A 22,783-nucleotide genomic window follows, 5' to 3' on the forward strand; every position below is an offset into this window, starting at 1 on the left:
CGGCGTCAGCCACCGGCCCCCGGGGCCCGGGTATGCACCCGGACCGGGCACAGCCTGTGCGGAGCACGGCCAACTCAGCCAAGGTTGAAGTCCTGGGCGCCCAGGACGCACAGATCCGTGAGATCCGTCCGGGTGCCGCGGCACCTTCGGACACAGTCATCTCGGCGACGCGGGATGCCGGCGGCCCCGGGGCCCTGGATTCGGACGCCGAAGGGGCGTCCGGCGGCGGTGCCGAACACCAGGACGCCAGAGTGCTGGCTTTTCCGGAACCTCCGGTCCGCCGGCGCAGGCGCTATGCCCTGGCAGGTACCGGAATCGCCGCGGCGCTGCTGGCGGTGTTGTTCTTTGTCGTGTTCTTTTCCCCGGCGCTGGTCCTGAAGAACCTCCGGGTGGAAGGCAACACGCTGATGACCACCCCGGAAGCCGAAGCGGCACTGGCCCCGCTGCTGGGAACGCCGCTGGCCCTTGTTTCGGACTCGGATGCCGGGGCGCTGCTGGCAGACCGTCCGGAAGTGGAGTCTGTAAAGGTGACGGCGGTGCCGCCGTCGGACCTGGTGGTCACGGTCACCGAGCGCGTCCCTGTAGCCGTGCTGCAGAACGGCAGCGAGTTCCTGCTCATCGACGAGGAGGGCCGCCAGCTCAAATCGGTGGGGGAGCGGGGCCAGGCGGCGCTGCCGCTGATAGACGGCGGCACCGAAGCGGTCAACAGTTCAGTCTTCCCGACCGTTACCGCCGTGCTGGCAGCCTTGCCGCCCAATGTGCTGGGGATGCTCGACCATGCATCGGCGCAGACCGTGGACTCGGTGGAACTCAAGCTCACCGGCGGCCAGACGGTATTCTGGGGAAGCGCGGAAGCCAACGCCGCGAAGGCGCGGGCGCTGGAAGCGCTGCTGCTGATGCCTCCCGCTGATCCGCCGGTTTCGGTGTTCGACGTGAGCACTCCGAACCGGCCGGTGACCCGGTGAGCTTTCTGCCGCAAAAGACCCGCGAAGTTTCTCTCCGACACGCGCGGAACGGTAATTGCGGAAGCATCCGGCGCCCCATAGCGTCGGGAGTAGAGCATTACTTGACATAACTATAACCCTCAAGTCGAGGGTTAAGGTTGTTCGGTTGAAGGTTTTGCCGGGGCAGACCCGGCCACATTGATCAGTTGCACAGATTCGAACAAGGGACACAGGACGTGGCAGCACCGCAGAATTACTTGGCCGTCATCAAGGTCGTCGGCATCGGCGGCGGCGGCGTGAATGCCGTAAACCGAATGATCGACGTCGGACTCCGCGGAGTCGAATTCATTGCCATCAACACAGATGCCCAGGCGCTGCTGATGAGTGATGCCGACGTGAAGCTCGACGTCGGACGTGAACTGACCCGCGGCCTGGGCGCCGGTGCGGATCCCGAGGTGGGCCGCAAGGCCGCTGAGGACCACGCCGAGGAAATCGAAGAGGTGCTGCGTGGAGCAGACATGGTCTTCGTGACTGCAGGCGAGGGCGGCGGAACCGGTACCGGCGGTGCGCCGGTCGTCGCCCGGATCGCGCGATCACTTGGCGCCCTGACCATCGGCGTCGTCACCCGCCCGTTCACCTTCGAAGGCCGGCGCCGTTCCAACCAGGCCGAGTCCGGCATCGACACGCTGCGGGACGAAGTCGACACGCTGATCGTCATCCCGAATGACCGGCTGCTCTCCATCAGCGACCGCAATGTCTCGATGCTGGATGCGTTCCGTTCAGCCGACCAGGTGTTGCTTTCCGGTGTGCAGGGCATCACCGACCTGATCACCACCCCGGGACTGATCAACCTGGACTTCGCCGACGTGAAGTCCGTGATGCAGGGAGCGGGCTCGGCACTGATGGGCATCGGTTCAGCCCGCGGCGAGGACCGTGCAGTGAAGGCGGCGGAACTGGCCATCGCCTCTCCGCTGCTCGAAGCTTCCATCGACGGTGCCCACGGCGTCCTGCTGTCCATCCAGGGCGGCTCGGACCTCGGCCTGTTCGAGATCAATGAAGCCGCACGCCTGGTTCAGGAAGTTGCCCACCCGGAGGCCAACATCATCTTCGGTGCCGTGATTGACGACGCCCTGGGAGACGAAGCGCGCGTTACCGTGATTGCTGCCGGCTTCGACCAGGTGGACGTGACCTCGCAGCCCGCCTCGGCCAAGCCTGCCGAACAGCCGGTGTCCTCTCCGGCCGCAGCAGCCGCTTCCGCCGGCGCAGGAAACTCGGCCTGGGCCCAGCGCCCGCAGGCCGTGCCCGCGGACGCCGGTTTCGACGTTGACCTCCCCGCCGTGGTTGAGCCTGACCTCAGCGCAGGACGCCAGGACGACCTGGACGTTCCTGATTTCCTCAAGTAAGACCAGCACCGGCGCGGGGTTGTTCGATCGCATGTTTTGGTGGGAAGGGCAGGGCCCGGCAGGGTTCCGGGTAGCTTTCACTGACACGGCGGCGGGCAACCTCGCGCTGCATGTAGGGGACGACCCCGCGGAAGTCCGCCGGCGCAGGTCCCTGCTGGAGCAGCGGATGGACGTGCAGCCAGGATCGCTCCGGTTCATGGAACAGGTCCACTCAGCAGACGTCGTCCCGGTGCAGGGCCTTCCCCTGCCGGGGGAGGTCCCGGTGGCAGATGCACTCCTCAGTCCGGACGGATCCGCCCCGCTGGCTGTCATGGTAGCCGACTGCCTGCCGGTGGTCCTGGCCGGGACGGGCCCGGACGGCGTCGTCAGCGCGGCAGCACACGCGGGCAGGCGCGGCCTGCTGGATGGCATCCTTGCGAACACGGTTACGGCGCTCCGCGAAGCAGGTGCCACCGGAATCCAGGCGTGGATTGGTCCTGGGGCGTGCGGAAAATGCTACGAGGTTCCGGAAGAAATGCTCGGACAGGCGGCCCATCTCCCCGGCGCGTCCTCCAGGACCAGCTGGGGGACACCGGCACTGGACCTGCCCGCCGCAGCCCAAAACCAGCTGCTGTCGCTGGATGCAGCCGTGGAGATGGTCCCCGGATGCACCTTGGAAGAACCGCGGCTCTTTTCCCATCGCCGGGACGCCCCCACGGGCCGGTTCGCCGGACTCATCTGGCAGCCCCGGTAACCCGGCCGCGGCCCAAACGGAATACAGCACCAACGAGGAACCAATGAGCACCACCACTGACCGTACAGCAGACCTGCAGGCCCGCCTGGAACGGGTCCGGCACCGCATGGCCGCAGCCGCCGAGGGCCGCGGTGAAGCGGAACTCATCGTCGTCACCAAGTACTTTCCCGCTTCGGACGTTGCCCTGCTGGCCGGGCTCGGAGTGCGGAACGTGGGTGAGAACAAGGCCCAGGAAGCCGAAGCCAAGGCAGCCGCACTGGCCGGAAGCGACCTGCGCTGGCACTTCATTGGGCAGCTGCAGACCAACAAAGCCAAGTCAGTAGTCCGGTACGCCTCGGCAGTGCACTCGGTGGACCGTCTCGGCCTGGTAGCAGCGCTGGGCAAGGCAGTCGCCGCGGAGAACCGACGGCGCACCGAGGCCGGCGACGCGCAGAGGGGCCCGCTTGACTGCTTCCTCCAGCTCGACTTGCGCCGCGGGGAAGACCTTGATCCCGGACGCGGCGGAGCCCGCCCTGCGGAGATGCTCGAACTCGCGGATGCGGTAGCCGCGGATCCCGGCCTGTCCCTGTCGGGACTCATGGCTGTCGCGCCCCTTGGTGAGGATCCGGCTGCCGCCTTCGCACGCCTGCAGGATCTCTCCGCTGAACTCACCTCCCGCTATCCCCGGGCGGCGGGCATTTCCGCAGGCATGAGCCGGGACCTGGAAGCAGCCATGGCGCACGGCGCGACACACCTGCGGATTGGCTCGGATGTTCTCGGTCCCCGCCCCGCTGTGGGGTAGCGTCAAAGACGGCAGGGGTAACACTGCAAAACACCGGGTACCACTGGATAACGCGGGACGCTGAAGGACTGAAGGAGCAACCATGGCTGGCGCAATGCGCAGGACGATGATCTACCTTGGGCTCGCCGATGGCGATGAGCTGTACGAGGACGAGCAGAAGCCTGTCCGCGAGGCACCCGCCAGGGAAGAGGAACGGGCACCGGAAAGCGAGCGGCAGGACCGCGAGCCTGCTGCGCCGTCCCAGCCGGAGCGCAAGACCGCGGTGGAGGAATACCGTGCTCCGGTAACTCCAATCAAGCGTGCCCCCTCATCGGCAAAGGAAGACGTGGCAGGTTTGCGGCAAATCACTACCGTCCATCCCCGTTCCTACAACGACGCGAAGATCATCGGCGAGAGCTTCCGTGACGGGATTCCGGTCATCATGAACGTCACAGACATGGGAGAAGCGGACGCCAAGCGCCTAGTCGACTTTTCCGCGGGACTTGTGTTCGGGTTGCGCGGTACCATCGAACGCGTGACCAACAAGGTCTTCCTGCTCTCGCCGTCCTACGTCGAGGTGCTCGGAGATGACAAGAAGGTCAGCGAGTCCCAGTCCACTTTCTTCAACCAGAGCTAGCCGCCGCCCCTCGGGGGCGGAGCGGGCAGCCGTTCTCCTACGGCGGAAACGACAACAAGCGTGAGTATTATTTTTGCCCTGCTGTACCTGGTGCTGATGCTCTTTCAGCTCGCCCTGATCCTGCGCATCGTATATGACGCGGTGCAGATGTTTGCCCGTCAGTGGCGTCCCAGGGGGCCCGCACTGGTCCTGGCTACCGCAGTTTACGGGGCCACAGACCCGCCCATCCGGGCACTGCGGCGGATCATTCCGCCGCTGCGCCTGGGAGGTATCTCCCTTGACCTGGCGTTCCTGCTGCTGTTCATCGTGGTAAGTATCGCCATGCAAATTGTGTGGGCAGCTGCCGTTCGCTAGGGGGAGACGGGGTTGGTTCGATATCGGTTCGCAAAAGATATAATGTGAAAATTATATTGAAATGATCCCTGATTTTATGTTCGAGATTCTGTAACTAGGCTTACTGCCCCAGGGCAGGCCGGCCTGATAACCAGTATGAGGTGACCAGATGGCCCTGACGCCAGAAGATGTAGTCAATAAGCGGTTCCAGCCCACTAAGTTCCGTGAAGGCTACGACCAGGATGAGGTGGATGACTTCCTCGACGAAATCGTCGTGGAGCTCCGCCGGCTGAATGCCGAGAACGAGGACCTGCGCCGGCAGCTCGCCGAGGCAGTGGCTGACGCTCCTGCTGGCAACCAGGTTCCCGCGCCGGTTTCTGCCGCAGCAAAGACCGAGCAGGTATCCCAGCCTGTCAAGGAAGAGAAGAAGCCCGAGCCGGCTCCGGCACCGAAGGTCGAAGAACCCAAGGCCGAAGCCCCCCGCGCTGCCGAGCCTGCCGCACCTGCCAACACGGCCGAATCTGCCGCCGGCATTCTGGCAATGGCCCAGAAGATGCACGACGATTACGTCAGTGCCGGTGTTGAACAGCGCGACAAGATCATTGCCGAGGCACAGATCGAGGCAAGTGGACTGGTCACCGAAGCACAGGAGAAGAGCCGCAAGATCCTCAGCTCCCTCGAGCAGCAGAAGGCGCTGCTGGAGCGCAAGGTGGAGCAGCTGCGCGGCTTCGAGCGCGATTACCGATCACGCCTCAAGGCATACATCGAAGGCCAGCTGCGTGACCTCGACTCGCGCGGCTCGGTAGCCTCGGAGACCGCAGACGCATAGAGCGTATGCAGCTAGTCGTTTCCGCCTGGACGGATATGAATCAGGATTAGACTGGTGACAGAGACATGGGCCGGTGGCCGGGATCTCCCGGCTGCCGGCCTCTGCTGTTGCACCGTCCGTTCCTAACCTGCCCCAGGCATCTGTTCCTCTGCTGTCCGACTCCCGAAAGCACCATGACTGACTCAACTCCGGCTCCGGCCCCGCAGCCACAGCCGCCCGCGCGGCCCAAAGCAGCCCTGACCCGCTATGCCCTGGTCATGGCGCTCGTCGCGCTGGCTGCCTGGATATTCGACCAGCTGACCAAAATCTGGGTCGTCGCAACGATGACCGAGGGCCAGGTAACGGATGTCCTGCCGCCGCTGCTGCGCTGGCACTTCATCCGAAACCCCGGAGCAGCATTCTCAATCGGGACCGACTACACCTGGATCTTCACCATCATCATGGTCCTGGTCTCCGGATTCCTCATTTACCTGATGTTCAGGCTGCGTTCGGCCGCCTGGTCCGTCGCGTTGGGCCTCGTGCTCGGCGGTGCAGTTGGAAACCTCACCGACCGTCTTTTCCGCGAACCCTCCTTTGGCCAGGGCCACGTGGTGGATTTCATCGCGTTTCCCAACTTCGCCATCTTCAACATCGCCGACTCCTGCGTTGTCTCCGGTGTCATCCTGGTCTGCCTGCTGACGCTTCGCGGAATCAACATGGACGGCACCCGGGCTTCCGCGGGCAAGGACAGCACCGATGCCTGAGATCCACGAACGCTTCACTATCGGCGAGGAGCACCAGGGGGCCCGGGCAGATGCCGCACTGGCCGAACTGCTGGAGGTCTCCCGCTCCACTGCCGCAGGCTGGTGCGCCGAAGGCTGGCTCACCCGCGGCGGACGTCCGCTCGCGAAGTCGGACCGGCTGCATGCCGGTGACCGCGTCGCCGCAGACGTTCCGGAACAGCCGGATCCGCTGGCCGTCGTCGTCGAGCCTGTTGAGGACCTTGGGATCCTGGGCGACGACGAACATTTCGTCGTGATCGACAAGCCGGTTGGCGTTGCTGCCCATCCCTCGCCGGGATGGGTAGGACCCACCGTTGTGGGTGCCCTCGCAGCCGCAGGCTACCGGATCTCCACTTCCGGCGCGGGGGAGCGGCAGGGCATTGTCCACCGGCTCGACGTCGGAACCTCCGGTGTCATGGTGGTCGCCAAGACCGAACACGCCTACACCCTCCTGAAGCAGGCCTTCCGGGACCGGACCGTGGAGAAGGAGTACCACGCGCTTGTGCAGGGCCTCCCGGACCCCCTGGAGGGCACCATTGATGCTCCGATCGGACGGCACCCGGGGCACGACTGGCGGTTCGCCGTCGTTGATGAGGGACGCGATTCAGTGACGCACTACAAGGTGCTGGAGGCGTTCGGCCGCGCCTCGCTGGTGGAAGTCCACCTGGAGACGGGCCGGACCCACCAGATCCGCGTGCACTTCTCAGCCCTGCGCCACCCGTGCGCCGGCGACCTGACCTACGGTGCGGATCCGCGCCTGGCTGCGGAACTGGGACTGACCCGGCAATGGCTGCACGCCCGGAAACTTGGATTCAGCCATCCCGGGACCGGAGAGTGGGTGGAGTACACCTCCGCCTATCCGCAGGATCTGCAGTACGCGCTCGACGCGCTGGGCCGGGGCGACGTCTAGTCTCCCGCGGCGCCTAGAATGGTTAGGTGGCTTCAGCAACTGGTACGTCTAAATCGTTTGTCCACCTTCACAATCACACCGAATACTCGATGCTGGACGGGGCAGCACGCCTGACCGACCTGTTCAGCCACGCCGATGAGCTGGGGATGAATGCCCTGGCCACTACGGACCACGGGTTCGTCTTCGGTGCGTTCGACTTCTGGAACAAGGCGCGGAACTCCGGCATCAAGCCGATCATCGGCGTGGAGGCCTACCTCACTCCGGGCACTGCCCGGCAGGACAAAACGCGTGTGAAGTGGGGCGGCGGCGGCCGCGACGACGTCTCCGGTGCCGGTGCGTACACCCACATGACCATGTGGGCGGAAAACACCGAAGGCATGCACAACCTGTTCCGCATGTCTTCCCTGGCCTCGCTGGAAGGCTACCTGTACAAGCCGCGCATGGACCGGGACCTGCTCCAGACCTACGGCAAGGGCCTGATTGCCACCACGGGCTGCCCGTCCGGCGAAGTCCAGACCAAGCTGCGCCTGGGCCTCTACAACGAAGCCAAGCAGGCGGCGTCGGACTTCCGGGACATCTTCGGGGCGGACAACTTCTTCTGCGAACTGATGGACCACGGGCTGGACATCGAACGCAGCGTCCAGGCGGACCTGATCAAGCTGGCCCGCGAACTGGACCTGCCGCTGGTAGCCACCAACGACCTCCATTACACGCACGCAGAGGATGCCAAGGCGCATGCCGCGCTGCTGTGTGTGCAGTCCGGCTCCACCCTGGCGGACCCCAAGCGGTTCAAGTTCGACGCCGACGAGTTCTACCTCAAATCCCCGGCGGAAATGCGGGCCATGTTCCGCGACTACCCGGACGCCTGCGACAACACGCTGCTCATTGCCGAACGCTGCGACGTCGAGTTCAACACCAAGGCCAGCTACATGCCGCGCTTCCCCTGCCCTCCGGGGGAGAACGAGGAATCCTGGTTCGTCAAGGAAGTCGAGACCGGACTGCAGTACCGGTTCCCCAACGGCATCCCCGACGACGTCCGCAAGCAGGCTGAATACGAGATCGGCATCATCACCCAGATGGGCTTCCCGGGCTACTTCCTGGTGGTTGCCGACTTCATCAACTGGGCCAAGAACAACGGCATCCGCGTTGGCCCCGGCCGCGGCTCCGGTGCCGGTTCAATGGTCGCGTACGCCATGCGCATTACGGACCTGAACCCGCTGGCCCACGGACTGATCTTCGAACGGTTCCTCAACCCGGACCGTGTGTCGATGCCCGACTTCGATGTCGACTTCGATGATCGGCGCCGCTCCGAGGTGATCCACTACGTCACGGAGAAGTACGGTGCGGACCGCGTGTCTATGATCGTGACCTACGGCACGATCAAGGCCAAGCAGGCGTTGAAGGATTCTTCCCGCGTCATGGGGTACCCCTTCTCCGTTGGTGAGCGCCTCACCAAGGCCATGCCGCCGGACGTCATGGGCAAGGGCATCTCCCTGACCGACGTCCACAACAAGGAAGCCAAGCGCTACGGCGAGGCCGACGAGCTGCGCGAGCTGCTGGCCACGGACCCGGATTCCCAGCGCGTCTTCGAGACGGCGATCGGCCTGGAAGGGCTGAAACGCCAGTGGGGCGTGCACGCTGCCGGCGTCATCATGTCTTCGGACCCGCTGATCGACATCATCCCGATTATGAAGCGGGAGCAGGACGGCCAGATCATCACGCAGTTCGATTACCCCACCTGCGAAGGCCTCGGCCTGATCAAGATGGACTTCCTCGGCCTGCGCAACCTGACCATCATTTCGGACGCGATCGAGAACATTAAGCTCAACAAGGACGTAGACCTCGACCTTGAGAAGCTTGAACTCGAGGACAAGGAGTCCTACGAGCTCCTGGCCCGCGGTGACACCCTGGGCCTGTTCCAGCTCGACGGCGGGCCCATGCGGTCCCTGCTGAAACTGATGCGTCCGGATAACTTCGAAGACATTTCCGCTGTCATCGCGCTGTACCGGCCGGGCCCCATGGGGGCGAACTCGCACACCAACTACGCCCTCCGCAAGACCGGCGTCCAGGAGATCACCCCGATCCACCCCGAGCTCGAAGAGCCGTTGAAGGAAATCCTCGACACCACCTACGGCCTGATCGTCTACCAGGAACAGGTTATGGCGATCGCCCAGAAGGTGGCCGGCTTCTCGCTCGGCCAGGCGGATATCCTCCGCCGTGCCATGGGCAAGAAGAAGAAATCGGAGCTGGACAAACAGTACGCGGGCTTCCACGGCGGCATGGTGGAGCGCGGTTACTCGGAGGCCGCCATCAAGGCGCTCTGGGACATCCTGCTGCCCTTCTCCGACTACGCGTTCAACAAGGCGCACTCCGCAGCGTACGGACTGGTCTCCTACTGGACGGCGTTCCTCAAGGCGCACTATCCCACCGAATACATGGCAGCGCTGCTCACCTCCGTGGGAGATGACAAGGACAAGCTGGCCATGTACCTGAACGAATGCCGCAAGATGGGCATCACGGTGCTGCCGCCGGACGTCAATGAGTCCTCCGTGAACTTCACCCCGGTGGGCAAGGACATCCGCTTCGGCATGGGAGCCATCCGCAATGTGGGCACCAACGTGGTCCAGGCAATGGTGGGCGCCCGCGAGGAAAAGGGCGCCTACACCAACTTCAAGGACTTCCTGATGAAGGTCCCTGCCGTAGTCTGCAATAAGCGCACCATCGAATCACTGATCAAGGCCGGTGCCTTCGACTCAATGGGCCACGCCCGGCGTCCGCTGGCAATGATCCACGAAGAAGCGATCGACTCCGTGGTGGTGCTCAAGCGCAACGAGGCGGTCGGCCAGTTCGACCTGTTCGCGGGCATGGGGGAGTCCGAGCCCGAAGATTCAATCTCCATTGACATCCCGGACCTGCCTGAGTGGGAGAAGAAGGACAAGCTCTCCTTCGAGCGGGACATGCTGGGCCTGTACGTTTCCGACCACCCGCTCCAGGGCCTCGAAGGCATCCTCAGCCAGCATGCGGATTCCTCCATCACCTCGATCGTCAGCGAGGAAGGGCCGGCGGACGGATCGATCGTGACGATCGCCGGCATGATCACCTCACTGCAGCGGCGCATCGCGAAGAACAGCGGCAACGCCTACGCCCGCTGCGAGATCGAGGACCTTGCCGGTTCAATGGAAGTCATGTTCTTCGGGCAGGTCTACGGCCCGATTGCCGCGGTGCTGGCAGAGGACCTCATAGTGGTGGTGCGCGGTCGCCTGCAGCGGCGCGATGACGGCGCGGTGACGCTCAACGCCCAGGAACTTACCGTCCCGGACCTCAGCGAGGGCCATTCCGGGCCCGTGGTGATTTCGATGGCCACTTACAAGGCCACCGAAACCGTGGTGACCCAGCTCGGCGACGTGCTGCGGACCCATCCCGGAACCTCCGAGGTGCAGATCCGGCTCAACGGCAACCGCACGGTGGAAGTCATGAAACTGGGTGTGGACCTCCGGGTGAACCCCACGCCTTCCCTCTTTGGCGACCTGAAGGTACTGCTGGGACCGGCGTGCCTGGATGCCTAGGTAGAATGGCGTTGTGACTTTCTCCGCAGCTGAACCAGCCGGCCAGCCCTTCCCCTCCCTGCGTACTCTCGACCTGCGCGGCAGGACCCATACCCCTGCCCAGCTGAAGGCAGTGATGCCGCGCGCGGAAACCACCACCGATGTGGCTTCCAACGCCGTTGCCGCCATTATTGCGGACGTCCGCTCCCGTGGGTTCGCCGCGCTGTCGGAGCTGGCAGAAAAGTTCGACGGCGTCCGGCAGGATCATCCGCTGGTTCCGCGCCGGGCGCTCGTCGAGGCCCTGGAGAACCTGGATCCGGCCGTCCGCGCCGGCCTGGAGGAATCGATCCGGCGGGCCCGGATGTTTGCCGCAGCCCAGCGTCCGGCCGACGTGGAGGTGGACATCGCCGACGGCGCGAAAGTCACCCACCGCTGGGTTCCGGTGAACCGGGTTGGCCTCTACGTTCCCGGAGGCCTGGCCGTTTACCCGTCCTCCGTGGTCATGAACGTGGTGCCGGCCCAGGCTGCCGGCGTGGCTTCCCTGGCCCTGACCTCCCCGCCGCAGAAGGAATTCGGCGGACTGCCGCACCCCACCATCCTCGCCGCTGCCGAGCTGCTGGGAATCGAAGAGGTGTACGCAATGGGAGGTGCCCAGGCGATCGCCGCCTTTGCCTACGGCATTCCCGGGAGCGATTCAGCTCCCGCGCTGGAACCCGTGGACGTGGTCACCGGCCCCGGCAACGTCTTTGTGGCCACGGCCAAGCGCCTTGTCAAGGGCGTCGTCGGAATTGACGCGGAAGCCGGCCCTACCGAGATCGCAGTTCTTGCCGATGCGACAGCCGAGCCGAAGTTCGTGGCCGCCGACCTGATCAGCCAGGCCGAGCACGACCCCAATGCAGCCTCTGTGCTGGTGACGGACTCGCCGGAAGTCGCCGAAGCTGTCCGGGGCGAGCTGGACGTCCAGGTTCCTGCTACGAAGCACGCCGAGCGTGTCCGCACGGCACTGGCCGGAGCCCAGTCTGCCGTCGTCCTGGTGGACACGCTGACGGACGGCATCGCCGTCTGCAACGCCTACGGGGCCGAGCACCTTGAAATCCATACCGCGGACGCAAGCGCAGTGGCCGGACGGGTCACCAATGCCGGGGCGATTTTCGTGGGCGGCTACAGCCCGGTAAGCCTGGGCGACTACTGTTCCGGTTCCAACCACGTGCTTCCCACCGCGGGAACTTCGGCATTTTCCTCCGGACTCAACGTCACCACCTTCATGCGTGCCATCCAGGTGATCGACTACGGCCGGAACGCACTGGAAGAAGTGAGCGGGCACGTCGTCGCGCTTTCCCGCGCTGAGGACCTGCCGGCCCACGGGGATGCCGTAAGCATCCGCTTCGCCGAATAGCAGCGCCCGGCTCCGCCTGGCTGCGAGCCGGCGAGCAGGGACCTAGAATGAGGGCGCCAAGCCCGCCGCCCGCGTGTGAAAGGACCGAGGAATGTACTGTCCGTATTGCCGGAACGCCGATTCGCGGGTTGTGGACAGCCGGCTGGCTGACGACGGGTCAGCAATCCGCCGCCGTCGGCAGTGTCCCGAATGCGGGCGCCGCTTCAGCACCGTGGAGACAACCAGCCTGAGCGTCATCAAGCGCTCCGGCGTGGCCGAGCCGTTCAGCCGCAGCAAGGTCATCAACGGCGCACGGAAGGCCTGTCAGGGCCGTCCCGTCAGCGAGGACGACCTGGCGCTGCTCGCCCAGGAAGTGGAAGAAAGCATCCGGGCGTCCGGCGTCGCCGAGATCCAGGCACATGAGGTGGGCCTGGCCATCCTGCAGCCGCTGCAGAAGCTGGACCAGGTGGCGTACCTGCGCTTCGCCAGCGTCTACCAGTCCTTCGACTCGCTCGAGGACTTCGAAACGGCGATAGCCGCGCTCCGCGCCGAATCCGCACGTGCCGGCGGTGTACCCGCGGGCGCCCAGCGTCCGCTGACCGCCCAGTAGGCTCACGCCCCCTCCCCGTCGAGATTACGGAAAGTGCCCGTTAGAACGCTCTAACGGGCACTTTCTGTCATCTCGATGATTGGGGGAGGGCTACTTGATGTACTTGAAGTGCAGGGCGGCCTGCAGCGCGGCGCCGACGATGCCCGCGTTGTTCTTCAGGTTGGCGGTGACCATGGGGGTGCGCAGGTCCAGCAGAGGGAGGAAGTCCTCGCTGCGCTTGGAGATGCCGCCGCCGATCACGAACAGGTCGGGGGAGAAGAGGAACTCGACGTGGGAGAAGTACCGCTGCAGGCGCTTGGCGTATTCTTCCCAGCTGATGTCGTCGCGTTCACGGGCCGACGCTGACGCCTTGCTCTCGGCGTCGTTGCCGTCGATCTCCAGGTGTCCCAGTTCCGCGTTGGGGACCAGCGCACCGTTGGAGATCAGCGCGGAGCCGATGCCGGTGCCCAGGGTGATGACCAGCACCGTTCCGTCCACACCGCGTCCCGCGCCGTAGCGCGCTTCGGCAAGGCCGGCGGCGTCGGCGTCGTTCATGACCTGCACTTCACGGTTCAGGGCCTTGGTGAGCAGGGCGTCGACGTCGGTGTCCACCCAGCTCTTATCCACGTTGGCTGCCGAACGCGCCACACCGTGCTGGATGATGGCCGGGAAGGTCACGCCAACGGGAACCTCGGCGCCGGGTCCCTCCGGGCGGGCGGAAAGCTCGGCGACGATCTGTCCCACGACGCCGGCAACTGCCTCCGGGGTGGCAGGCTGCGGCGTCGGGATGCGGAAGCGGTCGCCGATGAGCTTCCCCTTGGCGAGGTCGACGATGCCGCCCTTGATGCCCGTGCCGCCGATGTCGATGCCAATGACGGCGTCGTGCTTGTTCTTATGCTTCTTGGCCATGGTTCTCCAGTGCTAGGCGGTGCCCTAGGGCAGGGTCAGGATTTCGGCGCCGTCATCGGTGACGAGCAGGGTGTGTTCAAACTGGGCGGTTCGCTTGCGGTCCTTGGTGACCACGGTCCAGTTGTCTTCCCACATGTCCCACTCAATGGTCCCGAGAGTGAGCATAGGCTCAATGGTAAACACCATTCCGGTTTCGATGAGGCGGCTGTAGGCCGGGGCGGCGTCGTAATGCGGGATGATCAGCCCGGTGTGGAATGCCTCGCCCACCCCGTGCCCGGTGAAGTCACGGACCACACCGTAGCCGAAACGCCGGGCATATGACTCGATGGCGCGGCCGATGACGTTGATTTCCCGTCCGGGCATTACGACTTTGATGGCGCGCCGGAGCGATTCGGCGGTGCGTTCCACCAGCAGCCGCGACTCGTCGTCCACGTTGCCGGCAAGGAAGGTGTAGTTGGTGTCGCCGTGCACGCCGTTGATGTAGGCGGTGATGTCCACGTTGACGATGTCCCCGTCCTGGATGACCGTCGTATCCGGGATGCCGTGGCAGATAACCTCATTGATCGAGGTGCAGATCGACTTGGGGAAGTGCCGGTACCCCAGAGTGGAGGGGTAGGCCCGGTGGTCCAGCAGGAATTCGTGGGCAACCCGGTCCAGCTCATCGGTGGTGACGCCGGGCTCAATGCGGCGGCCCACCTCCGCGATGGCCTGGGCCGCGATCCGGCTGGCGATGCGGATTTTCTCGATGGTTTCCGCGGACTTCACTTCCGAGCCGGTGAATTTTGCGGGCGCATCCCTGTCCACGTATTCGGGACGAGCGATCGACGCCGGCACGTGCCGGCGGGGAGAGACCGTTCCCGGCTGCAGGCGGCCAAGGGGTGCGGTGGCAATATTCTGGGGCATAGTATCGATCTTATCGCCAGCGTTACGTGCAGCTGCATGGAACGCCGGCCGAGTATCCCCGGGTGGCCGCACGTGATCCGGGGCCGAGACTGAGGAGGGCCGATGGCAGAGTACTGGTTCAACGTACAGACCCATGAAGTCGAGGTGGGCCCGCAGTCGGACTGGACGAAGCTGCTGGGGCCGTACCAGACCCGCGAGGAGGCCGCTGCCGCACTGCAGAAGGTTCAGGCGCGCAACGAGGCCTGGGACAAGCAGGACGACGACTAGGCTTTCCGGGACGGGCGGCTGCGGCAGCCCGTCCCGGGAAGACGCCTAGAAGCTGTGCTCCGGGCCCGGGAACGTCCCGCTGCGAACCTCGTCAGCGTATTCGCGGGCAGCCTGTGAGAGTACCGACCGGACATCCGCGAAGGCCTTGACGAACCTGGGTGCCTTGCCGCCGCGCATACCCGCCATGTCCTGCCACACGAGGACCTGCCCGGTCGTGGCATTTCCGGCGCCGATGCCGATGGTGGGGACACGGACGGCGGCGTCGACAGCTGCCGCGACGTCCGCGGGAACCATTTCCATCAGCACGCAGAACGCGCCCGCTTCGGCCAGCGCCGCGGCGGCGTCGATGACCGCCTGCGCTGCCTCGCCCCGTCCCTGGACTTTGTAGCCGCCCAGAACGTGCTCGCTCTGGGGGGTGAAACCGATGTGAGCCATCACGGGGATGCCGGCGGCGGTCATTGCCCGGACGTGGTCAGCGTAGTGCGCGCCGCCTTCCATCTTCACGGCCTGGACGCCGGCCTCCTTCATCAGCCGCACGGAGGACTCGATGGCCTGGGCGGGTGAGACCTCGTAGGAACCGAACGGGAGGTCGCAGACGATCAGTGCGCGCTTTGCCCCGGCCGAAACCGACTTGGCGAAGACAATCATCTCGTCCAGCGTGATGGGCAGAGTCGTTTCGTGTCCCATGACGTTGTTGGCAGCAGAGTCACCGATCAGCAGGGTTTCGATGCCCGCCTCGTCGAAGACCTGCGCGGTGTACTGGTCATAGGCAGTCAGCATGGCGAACCTGCCGCCGGTGTCCTTGAGCTGCTGGAGGTAGGAGGTACGTACCCGCCGCGGCGGCACCGGCGCCGCGCTCTGCTCGGTGCCGTACGGTTTGGGCTGTTCAGCGCTGGTCATCCTTCGAGACTACTAAACCTTGGGCCCGCCGGGCCGGACAGCGTTTATGTCCTGCGCGTAATGTGCACAAGGCACGCCCGCTTCCGGGCCGTAAATGGGCCGTTGGCTGGGTAGAGTTATTGCAGGTTGCGCGCATCGCCGAGCGAGCCTGCCCGGCAGCACGGCTCCAGTTGCCGGATGCCGCGTCCGGGAGCCCGAGGGACCCTGGATCCGGAACCGCCACGCCAAGTACAGCGAAAGAGGTTAAGCATGAACCGCCAGCAGGAATTCGTTCTGCGTACGATCGAAGAACGCGACGTGCGGTTCGTACGGCTGTGGTTTACGGACGTCGTCGGTTCAATGAAGTCCGTAGCCCTGGCACCGGCCGAAGTTGAAGGCGCCTTTGACGAGGGCCTCGGCTTTGACGGTTCCTCGATCGAGGGACTGGCCCGGATTTTTGAGTCGGACATGCTGGCCCAGCCGGACCCTTCAACCTTCCAGATTCTGCCGTGGCGCGGTGACGAGGAGCAGACCTCCCGGATGTTCTGCGACATCCTCACCCCGGACGGCCAGCCCTCGGCGGCCGATCCCCGCTACGTGCTCAAGCGGCAGCTGGCCAAGGCCGCGGACATGGGCTTCACCTGCTATACGCACCCGGAGATCGAGTTCTACCTGCTGAAGTCGGACCAGCCCGGCCCCGACGGCGAGCCGGTTCCGGTGGACCGTGCCGGCTACTTCGACCACGTTCCGGGCGGGGTGGCCCAGGACTTCCGCCGCACGGCGGTGTCAATGCTGGAAGCAGTTGGCATCTCCGTGGAATTCAGCCACCATGAGGCCGGCCCCGGCCAGAACGAAATCGACCTGCGCTACGCGGACGCACTGCAGACGGCGGACAACATCATGACGTTCCGCACCGTGGTCAAGGAAGTCGCCCTGATGACCGACTGCTACGCGACTTTCATGCCCAAGCCGTTTTCCGACCACCCCGGTTCGGGCATGCACACGCATTTCTCCCTCTTCGAGGGCGACACCAATGCGTTCTTCGAGGCCGGCGCCGAGTTCCAGCTCTCCACCACTGCGCGCCAGTTCATGGCCGGAATCCTGCGCCACGCGCCGGAATTCACCGCCGTGACGAACCAGTTCGTGAACTCCTACAAGCGGCTTTGGGGCGGGGGAGAGGCCCCCAGCTACCTGTCCTGGGGCCACAACAACCGTTCTGCCCTGCTGCGCGTCCCGCTGTACAAGCCCGGCAAGGGACAGTCCGCGCGGATCGAATACCGCGGCATTGATTCAGCAGCCAACCCGTACCTCTCCTACGCAGTCCTCCTGGGCGCCGGCCTGAAGGGCATCGAGGAGGGCTACGAACTCCCGCCGGGAGCCGAGGACGACATCGAGTCGCTGAGCGCCGCCGAACGCCGGGCCATGGGGCACGCGCCGCTTCCCTCGAGCCTGCACGATGCCATCCGCGTCATGGAGGACTCCGAGCTGGTCGCAGAGATCCTGGGCGAACAGGTTTTCGAGAACTTCCTGCGCAACAAGCAGGCAGACTGGAACGAATACCGCCAGCAGGTCACGGCCTTCGAGCTGAAGAAGAACCTGAGCATCCTCTAGCGGAAGCCGATTGCCGATGAGCCTGACCAGACGCCTGATCGCCGCCGGATTCACTGACCTGGAGAAAAGCGAACGGTTCCTGGCCGCTGGGGAACTCGCCGGAATAGACCAGGAACTGCTCTTCTCCGGGTTCGTCCGGTCAGCGAACCCGGACATGGCGCTGCAGTCCCTGGTTCGGCTGCTCTCCCGCATTCCCTCGCTCGCCGACCTGGTGGGCGGAGAGCAGGAAGAAGGCGAAGCGCTGTTCCGGGTGCTCGGGGCTTCCGAGGCGCTTGCCGAATTCGTCATGCGTCATCCGGAGAACGCGGACCTGTTCCGCACCGGACTGCGTGCCGAACCCGGCCAGGTTCCCGCCCGCACGCTGCGTGCTTCCCTGCTGGAGTCCGTCCAGGCCGGAACCGGTCCGAGCCCCGTGGCGCGCCTGACCGGGCCGGAAGCGTACGTCCAGCTGCGCACCAGGTACCGGCGGCACCTTCTTGACCTGGCGATCCGGGACCTGGGAGCCGCGTCGCCGGAGGACACCATGCCCGCCGTCGGACGCGAACTCGCAGACCTGGCCGGCGCGGCGCTGGAGGCGGCGCTGGCGGTGTCCCGCGCTGAACTGGCGGACGGTGCCTTCAACGCAGCCGACGTCGCTGCGGTGCGCCTGGCCGTGATTGGCATGGGCAAGTGCGGTGCCAGCGAGCTCAACTACATTTCCGACGTCGACGTCATTTATGTGATGGACGCCCCGGACCTGGACGAGATCCTCGCCGGACGGATCGGCACTGCCATGGCGGCCGGCATTTCCCGCGTCATTAACGCCTCGGCCCCCGAGCCGGGATTGTGGGAAGTGGACGCCAACCTGCGGCCTGAGGGAAAGGACGGCCCACTGGTGCGCACGCTGGACTCACACCTGAATTACTACCAGCGCTGGGCGCAGACCTGGGAGTTCCAGGCACTGCTCAAAGCCCGTGCCGTGGCCGGGGATCCGGCGCTGGGCAGGCGTTACGAAGACGCCGTCGCACCGCTGATCTGGTCGAGCTCGGAGCGCGACGGTTTCGTCGAGTCGGTGCAGGCCATGCGGCGACGGGTCACGGACCACATTCCTTCCCACGAGGAAGCCCGGCAGATCAAACTTGGCAAGGGCGGATTGCGGGACGTGGAGTTCACGGTGCAGCTGCTCCAGCTGGTCCACGGCAGGATCGATGATTCGCTGCGCGTCCGCACCACCACCGCCGCCATCGCGGCGCTGAGCGCCGGCGGCTACATCGGCCGCGGCGACGCCGCGGACCTGGATGCGGCCTACCGGTACCTGCGGGTGCTGGAACACCGGATCCAAATGGTGCACATGCGCCGGACGCACCTCTTGCCCGAATCCGAGGCGGCCCTGCGTGCGCTTTCGAAGTCCTCTGCGGGAGCACTGGCGCTGGTCCGTCCCAGCGCCGAGCGGCTGCTTGAGACCTGGCAGCGGACCAAGCGGCTGGTGCGGCGCCTGCATGAGGCCATCTTCTACCGTCCCCTGCTGGCCACCGCGGCGAACCTTTCGGAGGCGGAAGTACGGCTCAGTCCGGAAGCCGCCCAGGCACGGCTTGCGGCGCTGGGCTACGCTGACCCGCGCGGCGCGATGAAGCACATCGAAGCGCTCACCAACGGCATTAGCCGCCGTGCGGCCCTGCAGCGCCAGCTCCTCCCGGTGCTCCTGGGCTGGCTGGGCGACGGCGTGGACCCCGACGCCGGACTGCTGGGCTTCCGCCGGCTCAGCGAATCGCTCGGTGACAGTCACTGGTTCCTGGGGATGATCCGCGACTCTTCCGCGGCAGGTGAGCGGCTCTGCCAGATCCTCACCTCCTCCCGGTTCATCAGCGAACTGCTGGAGGTTTCACCCGAGTCCACCGCCTGGCTGGGAACGGACAAGGACCTGCAGCCTTCCAGCTTCGATTCCCTCTGGCAGGAAATGCGCGCAAAAATGTCCCGGCACCCGAGGCCTGCCGAAGCCGTCCGGCTGATCCGGCTGATCCGCCGCAGGGAAATGCTTCGTATTGCCCTGGCGGACAGTGCAGGACTGCTGAGCCAGGAAGAAGTTGGCAGGGCCTTGTCAGACAATGACCGTGCCGCAGTCCTTGGAGCTTTGCATGTTGCAGAGAACGAGGTCTACGCCGGCGAGGAGCAGCTTACGGACGTTCTGGTGGTGGCCATGGGGCGGCAGGGCGGACGGGAGATCGGCTACGGGTCTGACGCCGACGTGCTGTACGTGCACCGGCCCCTGGCCGGTGCCGACGCGCAGGCTGCCCAGGGGCAGGCAGAGAAGATCGTGCAGCTGGTGTCTTCGCTGCTGCAGCAACCATGCCGTCCGGCCGTCCAGGCCGAGAGGGTCCTGGAGCTCGACGCCGCGCTGAGGCCGGAGGGCCGCCAGGGTCCGCTGGTGCGCAGCCTCGATTCCTACGCGGGGTACTACGAGCGCTGGTCGCTCGCCTGGGAAGCGCAGGCACTGCTCCGCGCCCGCCCCATGGCCGGGGACGACGGGCTGGGGGAAGACTTCATTGCCCTGGTTGATCCAATCCGGTATCCGGAGGAGTTTGCCGAGTCCGACGTTCGGGAAATCCGCCGGGTCAAGGCCCGGGTCGAAGCCGAAAGACTGCCGCGCGGGGCCGATCCCTCCCGCCAGCTGAAACTGGGCCGCGGCGGGCTCAGCGACGTTGAATGGCTCGTCCAGCTCCTGCAGCTGCAGCATGCCCGTGAATACCCGGCACTGCGCACCACAGCCACCCTCCCTGCCCTGGACACGATAGCCGATGCCGGGTTCCTTCCGGAGCAGGATACGGACGTCCTGAGGGAAAGCTGGCTGCTGGCCAGCCGGATCCGTTGCGCAAATGTGATTCGGGGCGGGAGGAACCCGGATGTGCTTCCCTCCTCACGCAGGGAACTGGAGGCTGTGGCCCGCTGGTGCGGCTACGCCGCAGGTCAGGGCGCTGTTCTCGAGGAGGATTACCTGCGGGTCACCCGGCGCGCAAGGGGAGTCTTTGAACGCTGGTTCTACGGCTACGGGGTGGGCTGAGGCCCTCCCGGAGCCCCCGCGGTAATTTCGGTGCCCGCATTCCTAGTAGGCTTTTTGGTGGCGTTTGCTGCGCAGCGCCGCGAACCATTAGCTAGGAGATGTTTACTTTGCACAGTGGCAAACGGGTGCCCAAGGGCCCCGCCTCACTCGCGGTTCCCCTCACTTCCCTGTTGGCCGCTTTGGCGCTGCTGCTGGGGATTCCCGCATCCGGGGCCTACGCGGCCACCACTCCGGACGCTGGCGGGGCGGCCGGCAAGAGCTACACCATCGGTACGGACACGACCTTCGCTCCCTTCGAGTTCCGGGAGAACGGCGAACTGGTCGGTATCGACATCGACCTGATGAACGCGATTGCCGAAGACCAGGGTTTCTCGGTGGAAATCCGTTCCCTCGGCTTCGATGCTGCCCTTCAGGCACTGCAGTCCAACCAGGTGGACGGCGTGATCGCCGGGATGTCCATCACCGAAGAACGCCAGAAGGTCTTTGACTTCTCCGACCCGTACTTCGAGTCCGGCATCCAGATGGCCGTGGCGGAGAACAACAACGACGTCTCCGGCTATGAAGACCTTGAGGGCAAGCGGGTCGCCGTCAAGACGGGCACCGAAGGCCAGGCCTTCGCCGACTCCATCAAGGACGAGTACGGTTTCGACGTCATCGCGTTCGCCCAGTCGGCGCAGATGTACGACGACGTCAAGGCCGGCTCCTCCGTTGCCGTCTTCGACGATTATCCCGTCCTCGCCTACGGCATCAAGTCCGGCAACGGACTGAAGACCGTCACCGAGAAGGAAGTTGGTTCCTCCTACGGTTTTGCCGTCAATGCGGACACGAACCCCGAACTGCTTGAGGCGTTCAACGCCGGGCTCGCTGACCTGCGCGAATCGGGCGAATACGACGAGATCCTTGACCGCTACCTGGACGCCGGCGCAGCCGATTCAAGCTTCTGGTCCCTGGTCACCGACAACGCGCCCGCCTTCGCCAAGGGCCTTGGCCTGACGCTGCTGGCTACCGCCCTGTCCCTGTTCTTCGCACTGATCCTCGGCGTAATCTTCGGCTTCTTCAAGGTCAGCTCCAAGGTGGTGCTGCGCGGCATTGCCACTACCTACGTGTCGATCTTCCGCGGCACCCCGGTGCTCGTACAGGCGTTCTTCTTCTACTTCGGCCTGCCGCAGATCATCGGCCAGCCGGTTGACGTGCTGACCGCAGGCGTCCTGACGCTGAGCCTCAACGCCGGTGCCTACATGACCGAGATCGTTCGCGGCGGCATCCAGTCGGTGGATCCGGGCCAGATGGAGGCAGCCCGCAGCCTGGGCCTTGGCTACGGCAAGACCATGCAGAAGATCATCATTCCGCAGGCAGTGAAGATCATGACGCCGTCCTTTATCAACCAGTTCGTCATCACCCTGAAGGACACGTCGCTGCTGGCCGTCATCGGCTTCGCTGAACTGACATACCAGGCGCAGCAGGTCTACGCGGTGAACTTCCGTACCGCAGAGGTACTGATTATCGTCGCCGCCCTGTACTTCATCGTCATCACGCTGCTTACCAAGCTGGCGGACGTCCTGGATAAGAGGTTCAACAAGTGAGCAAGATCCAAACCATCGGCCTGCGCAAGTCTTACGGCCCGGTCGAGGTCCTGAGAGGCCTGGACGTCGCCGTAGCCGAGGGCGAAGTGGTCTGTGTAATCGGCCCGTCCGGTTCCGGCAAGTCGACCTTCCTGCGCTGCCTGAACAAGCTTGAGGAAATCACCGCCGGAAAGGTCGTCATCGACGGCTTCGACCTCACCGATCCCAAGGTCGACCTGAATAAGGTCCGCCAGCACATCGGCATGGTCTTCCAGCACTTCAACCTCTTCCCGCACATGTCCGTGCTGGAGAACATCATGCTGGCACCGGTTGAACTGAAGAAGGGCTCCAAAGCGGAGGTGCGCAAGAACGCACTGTCGCTGCTGGAGCGGGTGGGACTGGCGGATAAGGCCGATGCACGCCCCGCGCAGCTCTCCGGAGGCCAGAAGCAGCGTGTGGCGATTGCCCGCGCGCTGGCCATGAAGCCGGACGTCATGCTCTTCGATGAGGCAACATCAGCCCTGGACCCGGAAATGGTCGGCGAGGTGCTTCAGGTGATCCGCGACCTGGCCAGGGAAGGCATGACCATGGTCGTGGTCACGCATGAGATGGGCTTCGCCCGCGAAGTCGCCGACCGCGTGGTCTTCATGGCTGACGGCCACATCGTGGAGGAAAACGCTCCTGAGGAGCTCTTCGGCAACCCGCAGTCCCCGCGGCTGCAGGACTTCCTGGCAAAGGTTCTCTAGCGTCCGAGCCGATGACGACGGCGGTGCGGTGCCTGGTTTGGAACGGTCAG

20 protein-coding genes are annotated in these 22,783 nt (G+C 65.1%); 17 read left to right on the forward strand and 3 right to left on the reverse strand.

The annotated features are described in order from the left end of the window. Positions 1-56 precede the first annotated feature (56 nt). The 12 genes from ITX31_RS12160 to nrdR all read left to right on the forward strand — a co-directional run bounded on the left by ITX31_RS12160 (position 57) and on the right by nrdR (position 12,840). On the forward strand, positions 57-965 hold the full coding sequence (locus ITX31_RS12160) for a cell division protein FtsQ/DivIB (RefSeq protein ID WP_194783707.1): 909 nt from the start codon (positions 57-59) through the stop codon (positions 963-965). 215 nt (positions 966-1,180) lie between these two features. Beyond that, positions 1,181-2,347 carry a cell division protein FtsZ gene (gene ftsZ, locus ITX31_RS12165; RefSeq protein ID WP_194783708.1) on the forward strand — a complete coding sequence of 389 codons (1,167 nt, stop codon included), beginning with the start codon at positions 1,181-1,183 and terminating at the stop codon, positions 2,345-2,347. Positions 2,348-2,378: 31 nt separating this feature from the next. Continuing rightward, on the forward strand, positions 2,379-3,080 hold the full coding sequence (locus ITX31_RS12170) for a polyphenol oxidase family protein (protein ID WP_194783709.1): 702 nt from the start codon (positions 2,379-2,381) through the stop codon (positions 3,078-3,080). A gap of 43 nt (positions 3,081-3,123) precedes the next feature. Next, complete coding sequence (locus ITX31_RS12175) at positions 3,124-3,861, forward strand: YggS family pyridoxal phosphate-dependent enzyme (RefSeq protein WP_194783710.1); 738 nt, start codon at positions 3,124-3,126, stop codon at positions 3,859-3,861. 82 nt (positions 3,862-3,943) lie between these two features. Beyond that, complete coding sequence (locus ITX31_RS12180) at positions 3,944-4,477, forward strand: cell division protein SepF (protein WP_194783711.1); 534 nt, start codon at positions 3,944-3,946, stop codon at positions 4,475-4,477. Between the two features lie 60 nt (positions 4,478-4,537). Beyond that, positions 4,538-4,831, forward strand: coding sequence for a YggT family protein (locus ITX31_RS12185; protein WP_194783712.1), 294 nt, complete (start codon positions 4,538-4,540; stop codon positions 4,829-4,831). 148 nt (positions 4,832-4,979) lie between these two features. After that, entirely contained in the window at positions 4,980-5,639 is a 660-nt protein-coding gene (locus ITX31_RS12190) for a DivIVA domain-containing protein (protein ID WP_194783713.1), read from the forward strand. 173 nt (positions 5,640-5,812) lie between these two features. Continuing rightward, a complete protein-coding gene (gene lspA / locus ITX31_RS12195; protein WP_194783714.1) occupies positions 5,813-6,382 on the forward strand; it encodes a signal peptidase II in 570 nt (189 codons plus the stop codon). Further along, positions 6,375-7,310: an RluA family pseudouridine synthase gene (locus tag ITX31_RS12200; protein WP_194783715.1), complete on the forward strand. Its 936-nt coding sequence runs from the start codon at positions 6,375-6,377 to the stop codon at positions 7,308-7,310. Before lspA ends, ITX31_RS12200 begins: the two co-directional genes overlap by 8 nt. Before the next feature lie 26 nt (positions 7,311-7,336). After that, the gene (gene dnaE, locus ITX31_RS12205; protein WP_194783716.1) at positions 7,337-10,876 is read left to right on the forward strand and encodes a DNA polymerase III subunit alpha; all 3,540 of its coding nucleotides are present in this window, start codon (positions 7,337-7,339) and stop codon (positions 10,874-10,876) included. A gap of 13 nt (positions 10,877-10,889) precedes the next feature. Next, positions 10,890-12,251 carry a histidinol dehydrogenase gene (gene hisD, locus ITX31_RS12210; protein WP_323745671.1) on the forward strand — a complete coding sequence of 454 codons (1,362 nt, stop codon included), beginning with the start codon at positions 10,890-10,892 and terminating at the stop codon, positions 12,249-12,251. A 91-nt stretch (positions 12,252-12,342) separates the two neighbouring features. Next, complete coding sequence (gene nrdR, locus ITX31_RS12215; protein ID WP_194783717.1) at positions 12,343-12,840, forward strand: transcriptional regulator NrdR; 498 nt, start codon at positions 12,343-12,345, stop codon at positions 12,838-12,840. Positions 12,841-12,930: 90 nt separating this feature from the next. On the opposite strand, the gene ppgK is transcribed toward nrdR, so the two are convergent. Both ppgK and map read right to left on the reverse strand, forming a co-directional pair. Then, the gene (gene ppgK / locus ITX31_RS12220; RefSeq protein WP_194783718.1) at positions 12,931-13,728 is read right to left on the reverse strand and encodes a polyphosphate--glucose phosphotransferase; all 798 of its coding nucleotides are present in this window, start codon (positions 13,726-13,728) and stop codon (positions 12,931-12,933) included. Between the two features lie 24 nt (positions 13,729-13,752). Then, the gene (map, locus tag ITX31_RS12225; RefSeq protein WP_194783719.1) at positions 13,753-14,631 is read right to left on the reverse strand and encodes a type I methionyl aminopeptidase; all 879 of its coding nucleotides are present in this window, start codon (positions 14,629-14,631) and stop codon (positions 13,753-13,755) included. Positions 14,632-14,733: 102 nt separating this feature from the next. On the opposite strand from map, the gene ITX31_RS12230 reads away from it, so the two are divergent. After that, complete coding sequence (locus ITX31_RS12230) at positions 14,734-14,898, forward strand: SPOR domain-containing protein (RefSeq protein WP_141653674.1); 165 nt, start codon at positions 14,734-14,736, stop codon at positions 14,896-14,898. Positions 14,899-14,943: 45 nt separating this feature from the next. Here ITX31_RS12230 and panB read toward each other — a convergent pair whose 3' ends face one another. Beyond that, a complete protein-coding gene (gene panB / locus ITX31_RS12235; RefSeq protein ID WP_194783720.1) occupies positions 14,944-15,798 on the reverse strand; it encodes a 3-methyl-2-oxobutanoate hydroxymethyltransferase in 855 nt (284 codons plus the stop codon). Between the two features lie 249 nt (positions 15,799-16,047). Between panB and ITX31_RS12240 the strand changes: the two genes are divergently transcribed. From ITX31_RS12240 to ITX31_RS12255, 4 genes are all read left to right on the forward strand, one after another. Then, positions 16,048-17,388, forward strand: coding sequence for a glutamine synthetase family protein (locus ITX31_RS12240; protein ID WP_152229160.1), 1,341 nt, complete (start codon positions 16,048-16,050; stop codon positions 17,386-17,388). 16 nt (positions 17,389-17,404) lie between these two features. Further along, a complete protein-coding gene (locus ITX31_RS12245; RefSeq protein ID WP_194783721.1) occupies positions 17,405-20,425 on the forward strand; it encodes a bifunctional [glutamine synthetase] adenylyltransferase/[glutamine synthetase]-adenylyl-L-tyrosine phosphorylase in 3,021 nt (1,006 codons plus the stop codon). A gap of 107 nt (positions 20,426-20,532) precedes the next feature. Then, a complete protein-coding gene (locus ITX31_RS12250) occupies positions 20,533-22,008 on the forward strand; it encodes an amino acid ABC transporter substrate-binding protein/permease (RefSeq protein WP_416354819.1) in 1,476 nt (491 codons plus the stop codon). Beyond that, complete coding sequence (locus tag ITX31_RS12255; protein ID WP_323745672.1) at positions 22,005-22,733, forward strand: amino acid ABC transporter ATP-binding protein; 729 nt, start codon at positions 22,005-22,007, stop codon at positions 22,731-22,733. Before ITX31_RS12250 ends, ITX31_RS12255 begins: the two co-directional genes overlap by 4 nt. The last annotated feature ends 50 nt before the right edge of the window (positions 22,734-22,783 follow it).

The organism is Arthrobacter gandavensis (assembly GCF_015355785.1).
GTDB classification, from domain to species: Bacteria; Actinomycetota; Actinomycetes; order Actinomycetales; family Micrococcaceae; genus Arthrobacter_B; species Arthrobacter_B gandavensis_A.

What these genes read in the sequence shown, in the direction of transcription:
- ITX31_RS12175 (WP_194783710.1), top strand. Translation starts at nt 3,124, where the DNA reads ATGAGCACCACCACTGACCGTACAGCAGACCTGCAGGCCCGCCTGGAA.
- ITX31_RS12180 (WP_194783711.1), top strand. Translation starts at nt 3,944, where the DNA reads ATGGCTGGCGCAATGCGCAGGACGATGATCTACCTTGGGCTCGCCGAT.
- ITX31_RS12170 (WP_194783709.1), top strand. Translation starts at nt 2,379, where the DNA reads ATGTTTTGGTGGGAAGGGCAGGGCCCGGCAGGGTTCCGGGTAGCTTTC.
- panB (WP_194783720.1), bottom strand. Translation starts at nt 15,798, where the DNA reads ATGACCAGCGCTGAACAGCCCAAACCGTACGGCACCGAGCAGAGCGCG.
- map (WP_194783719.1), bottom strand. Translation starts at nt 14,631, where the DNA reads ATGCCCCAGAATATTGCCACCGCACCCCTTGGCCGCCTGCAGCCGGGA.
- ITX31_RS12245 (WP_194783721.1), top strand. Translation starts at nt 17,405, where the DNA reads ATGAGCCTGACCAGACGCCTGATCGCCGCCGGATTCACTGACCTGGAG.
- ITX31_RS12190 (WP_194783713.1), top strand. Translation starts at nt 4,980, where the DNA reads ATGGCCCTGACGCCAGAAGATGTAGTCAATAAGCGGTTCCAGCCCACT.
- nrdR (WP_194783717.1), top strand. Translation starts at nt 12,343, where the DNA reads ATGTACTGTCCGTATTGCCGGAACGCCGATTCGCGGGTTGTGGACAGC.
- lspA (WP_194783714.1), top strand. Translation starts at nt 5,813, where the DNA reads ATGACTGACTCAACTCCGGCTCCGGCCCCGCAGCCACAGCCGCCCGCG.
- ITX31_RS12200 (WP_194783715.1), top strand. Translation starts at nt 6,375, where the DNA reads ATGCCTGAGATCCACGAACGCTTCACTATCGGCGAGGAGCACCAGGGG.
- ITX31_RS12240 (WP_152229160.1), top strand. Translation starts at nt 16,048, where the DNA reads ATGAACCGCCAGCAGGAATTCGTTCTGCGTACGATCGAAGAACGCGAC.
- ITX31_RS12230 (WP_141653674.1), top strand. Translation starts at nt 14,734, where the DNA reads ATGGCAGAGTACTGGTTCAACGTACAGACCCATGAAGTCGAGGTGGGC.
- ppgK (WP_194783718.1), bottom strand. Translation starts at nt 13,728, where the DNA reads ATGGCCAAGAAGCATAAGAACAAGCACGACGCCGTCATTGGCATCGAC.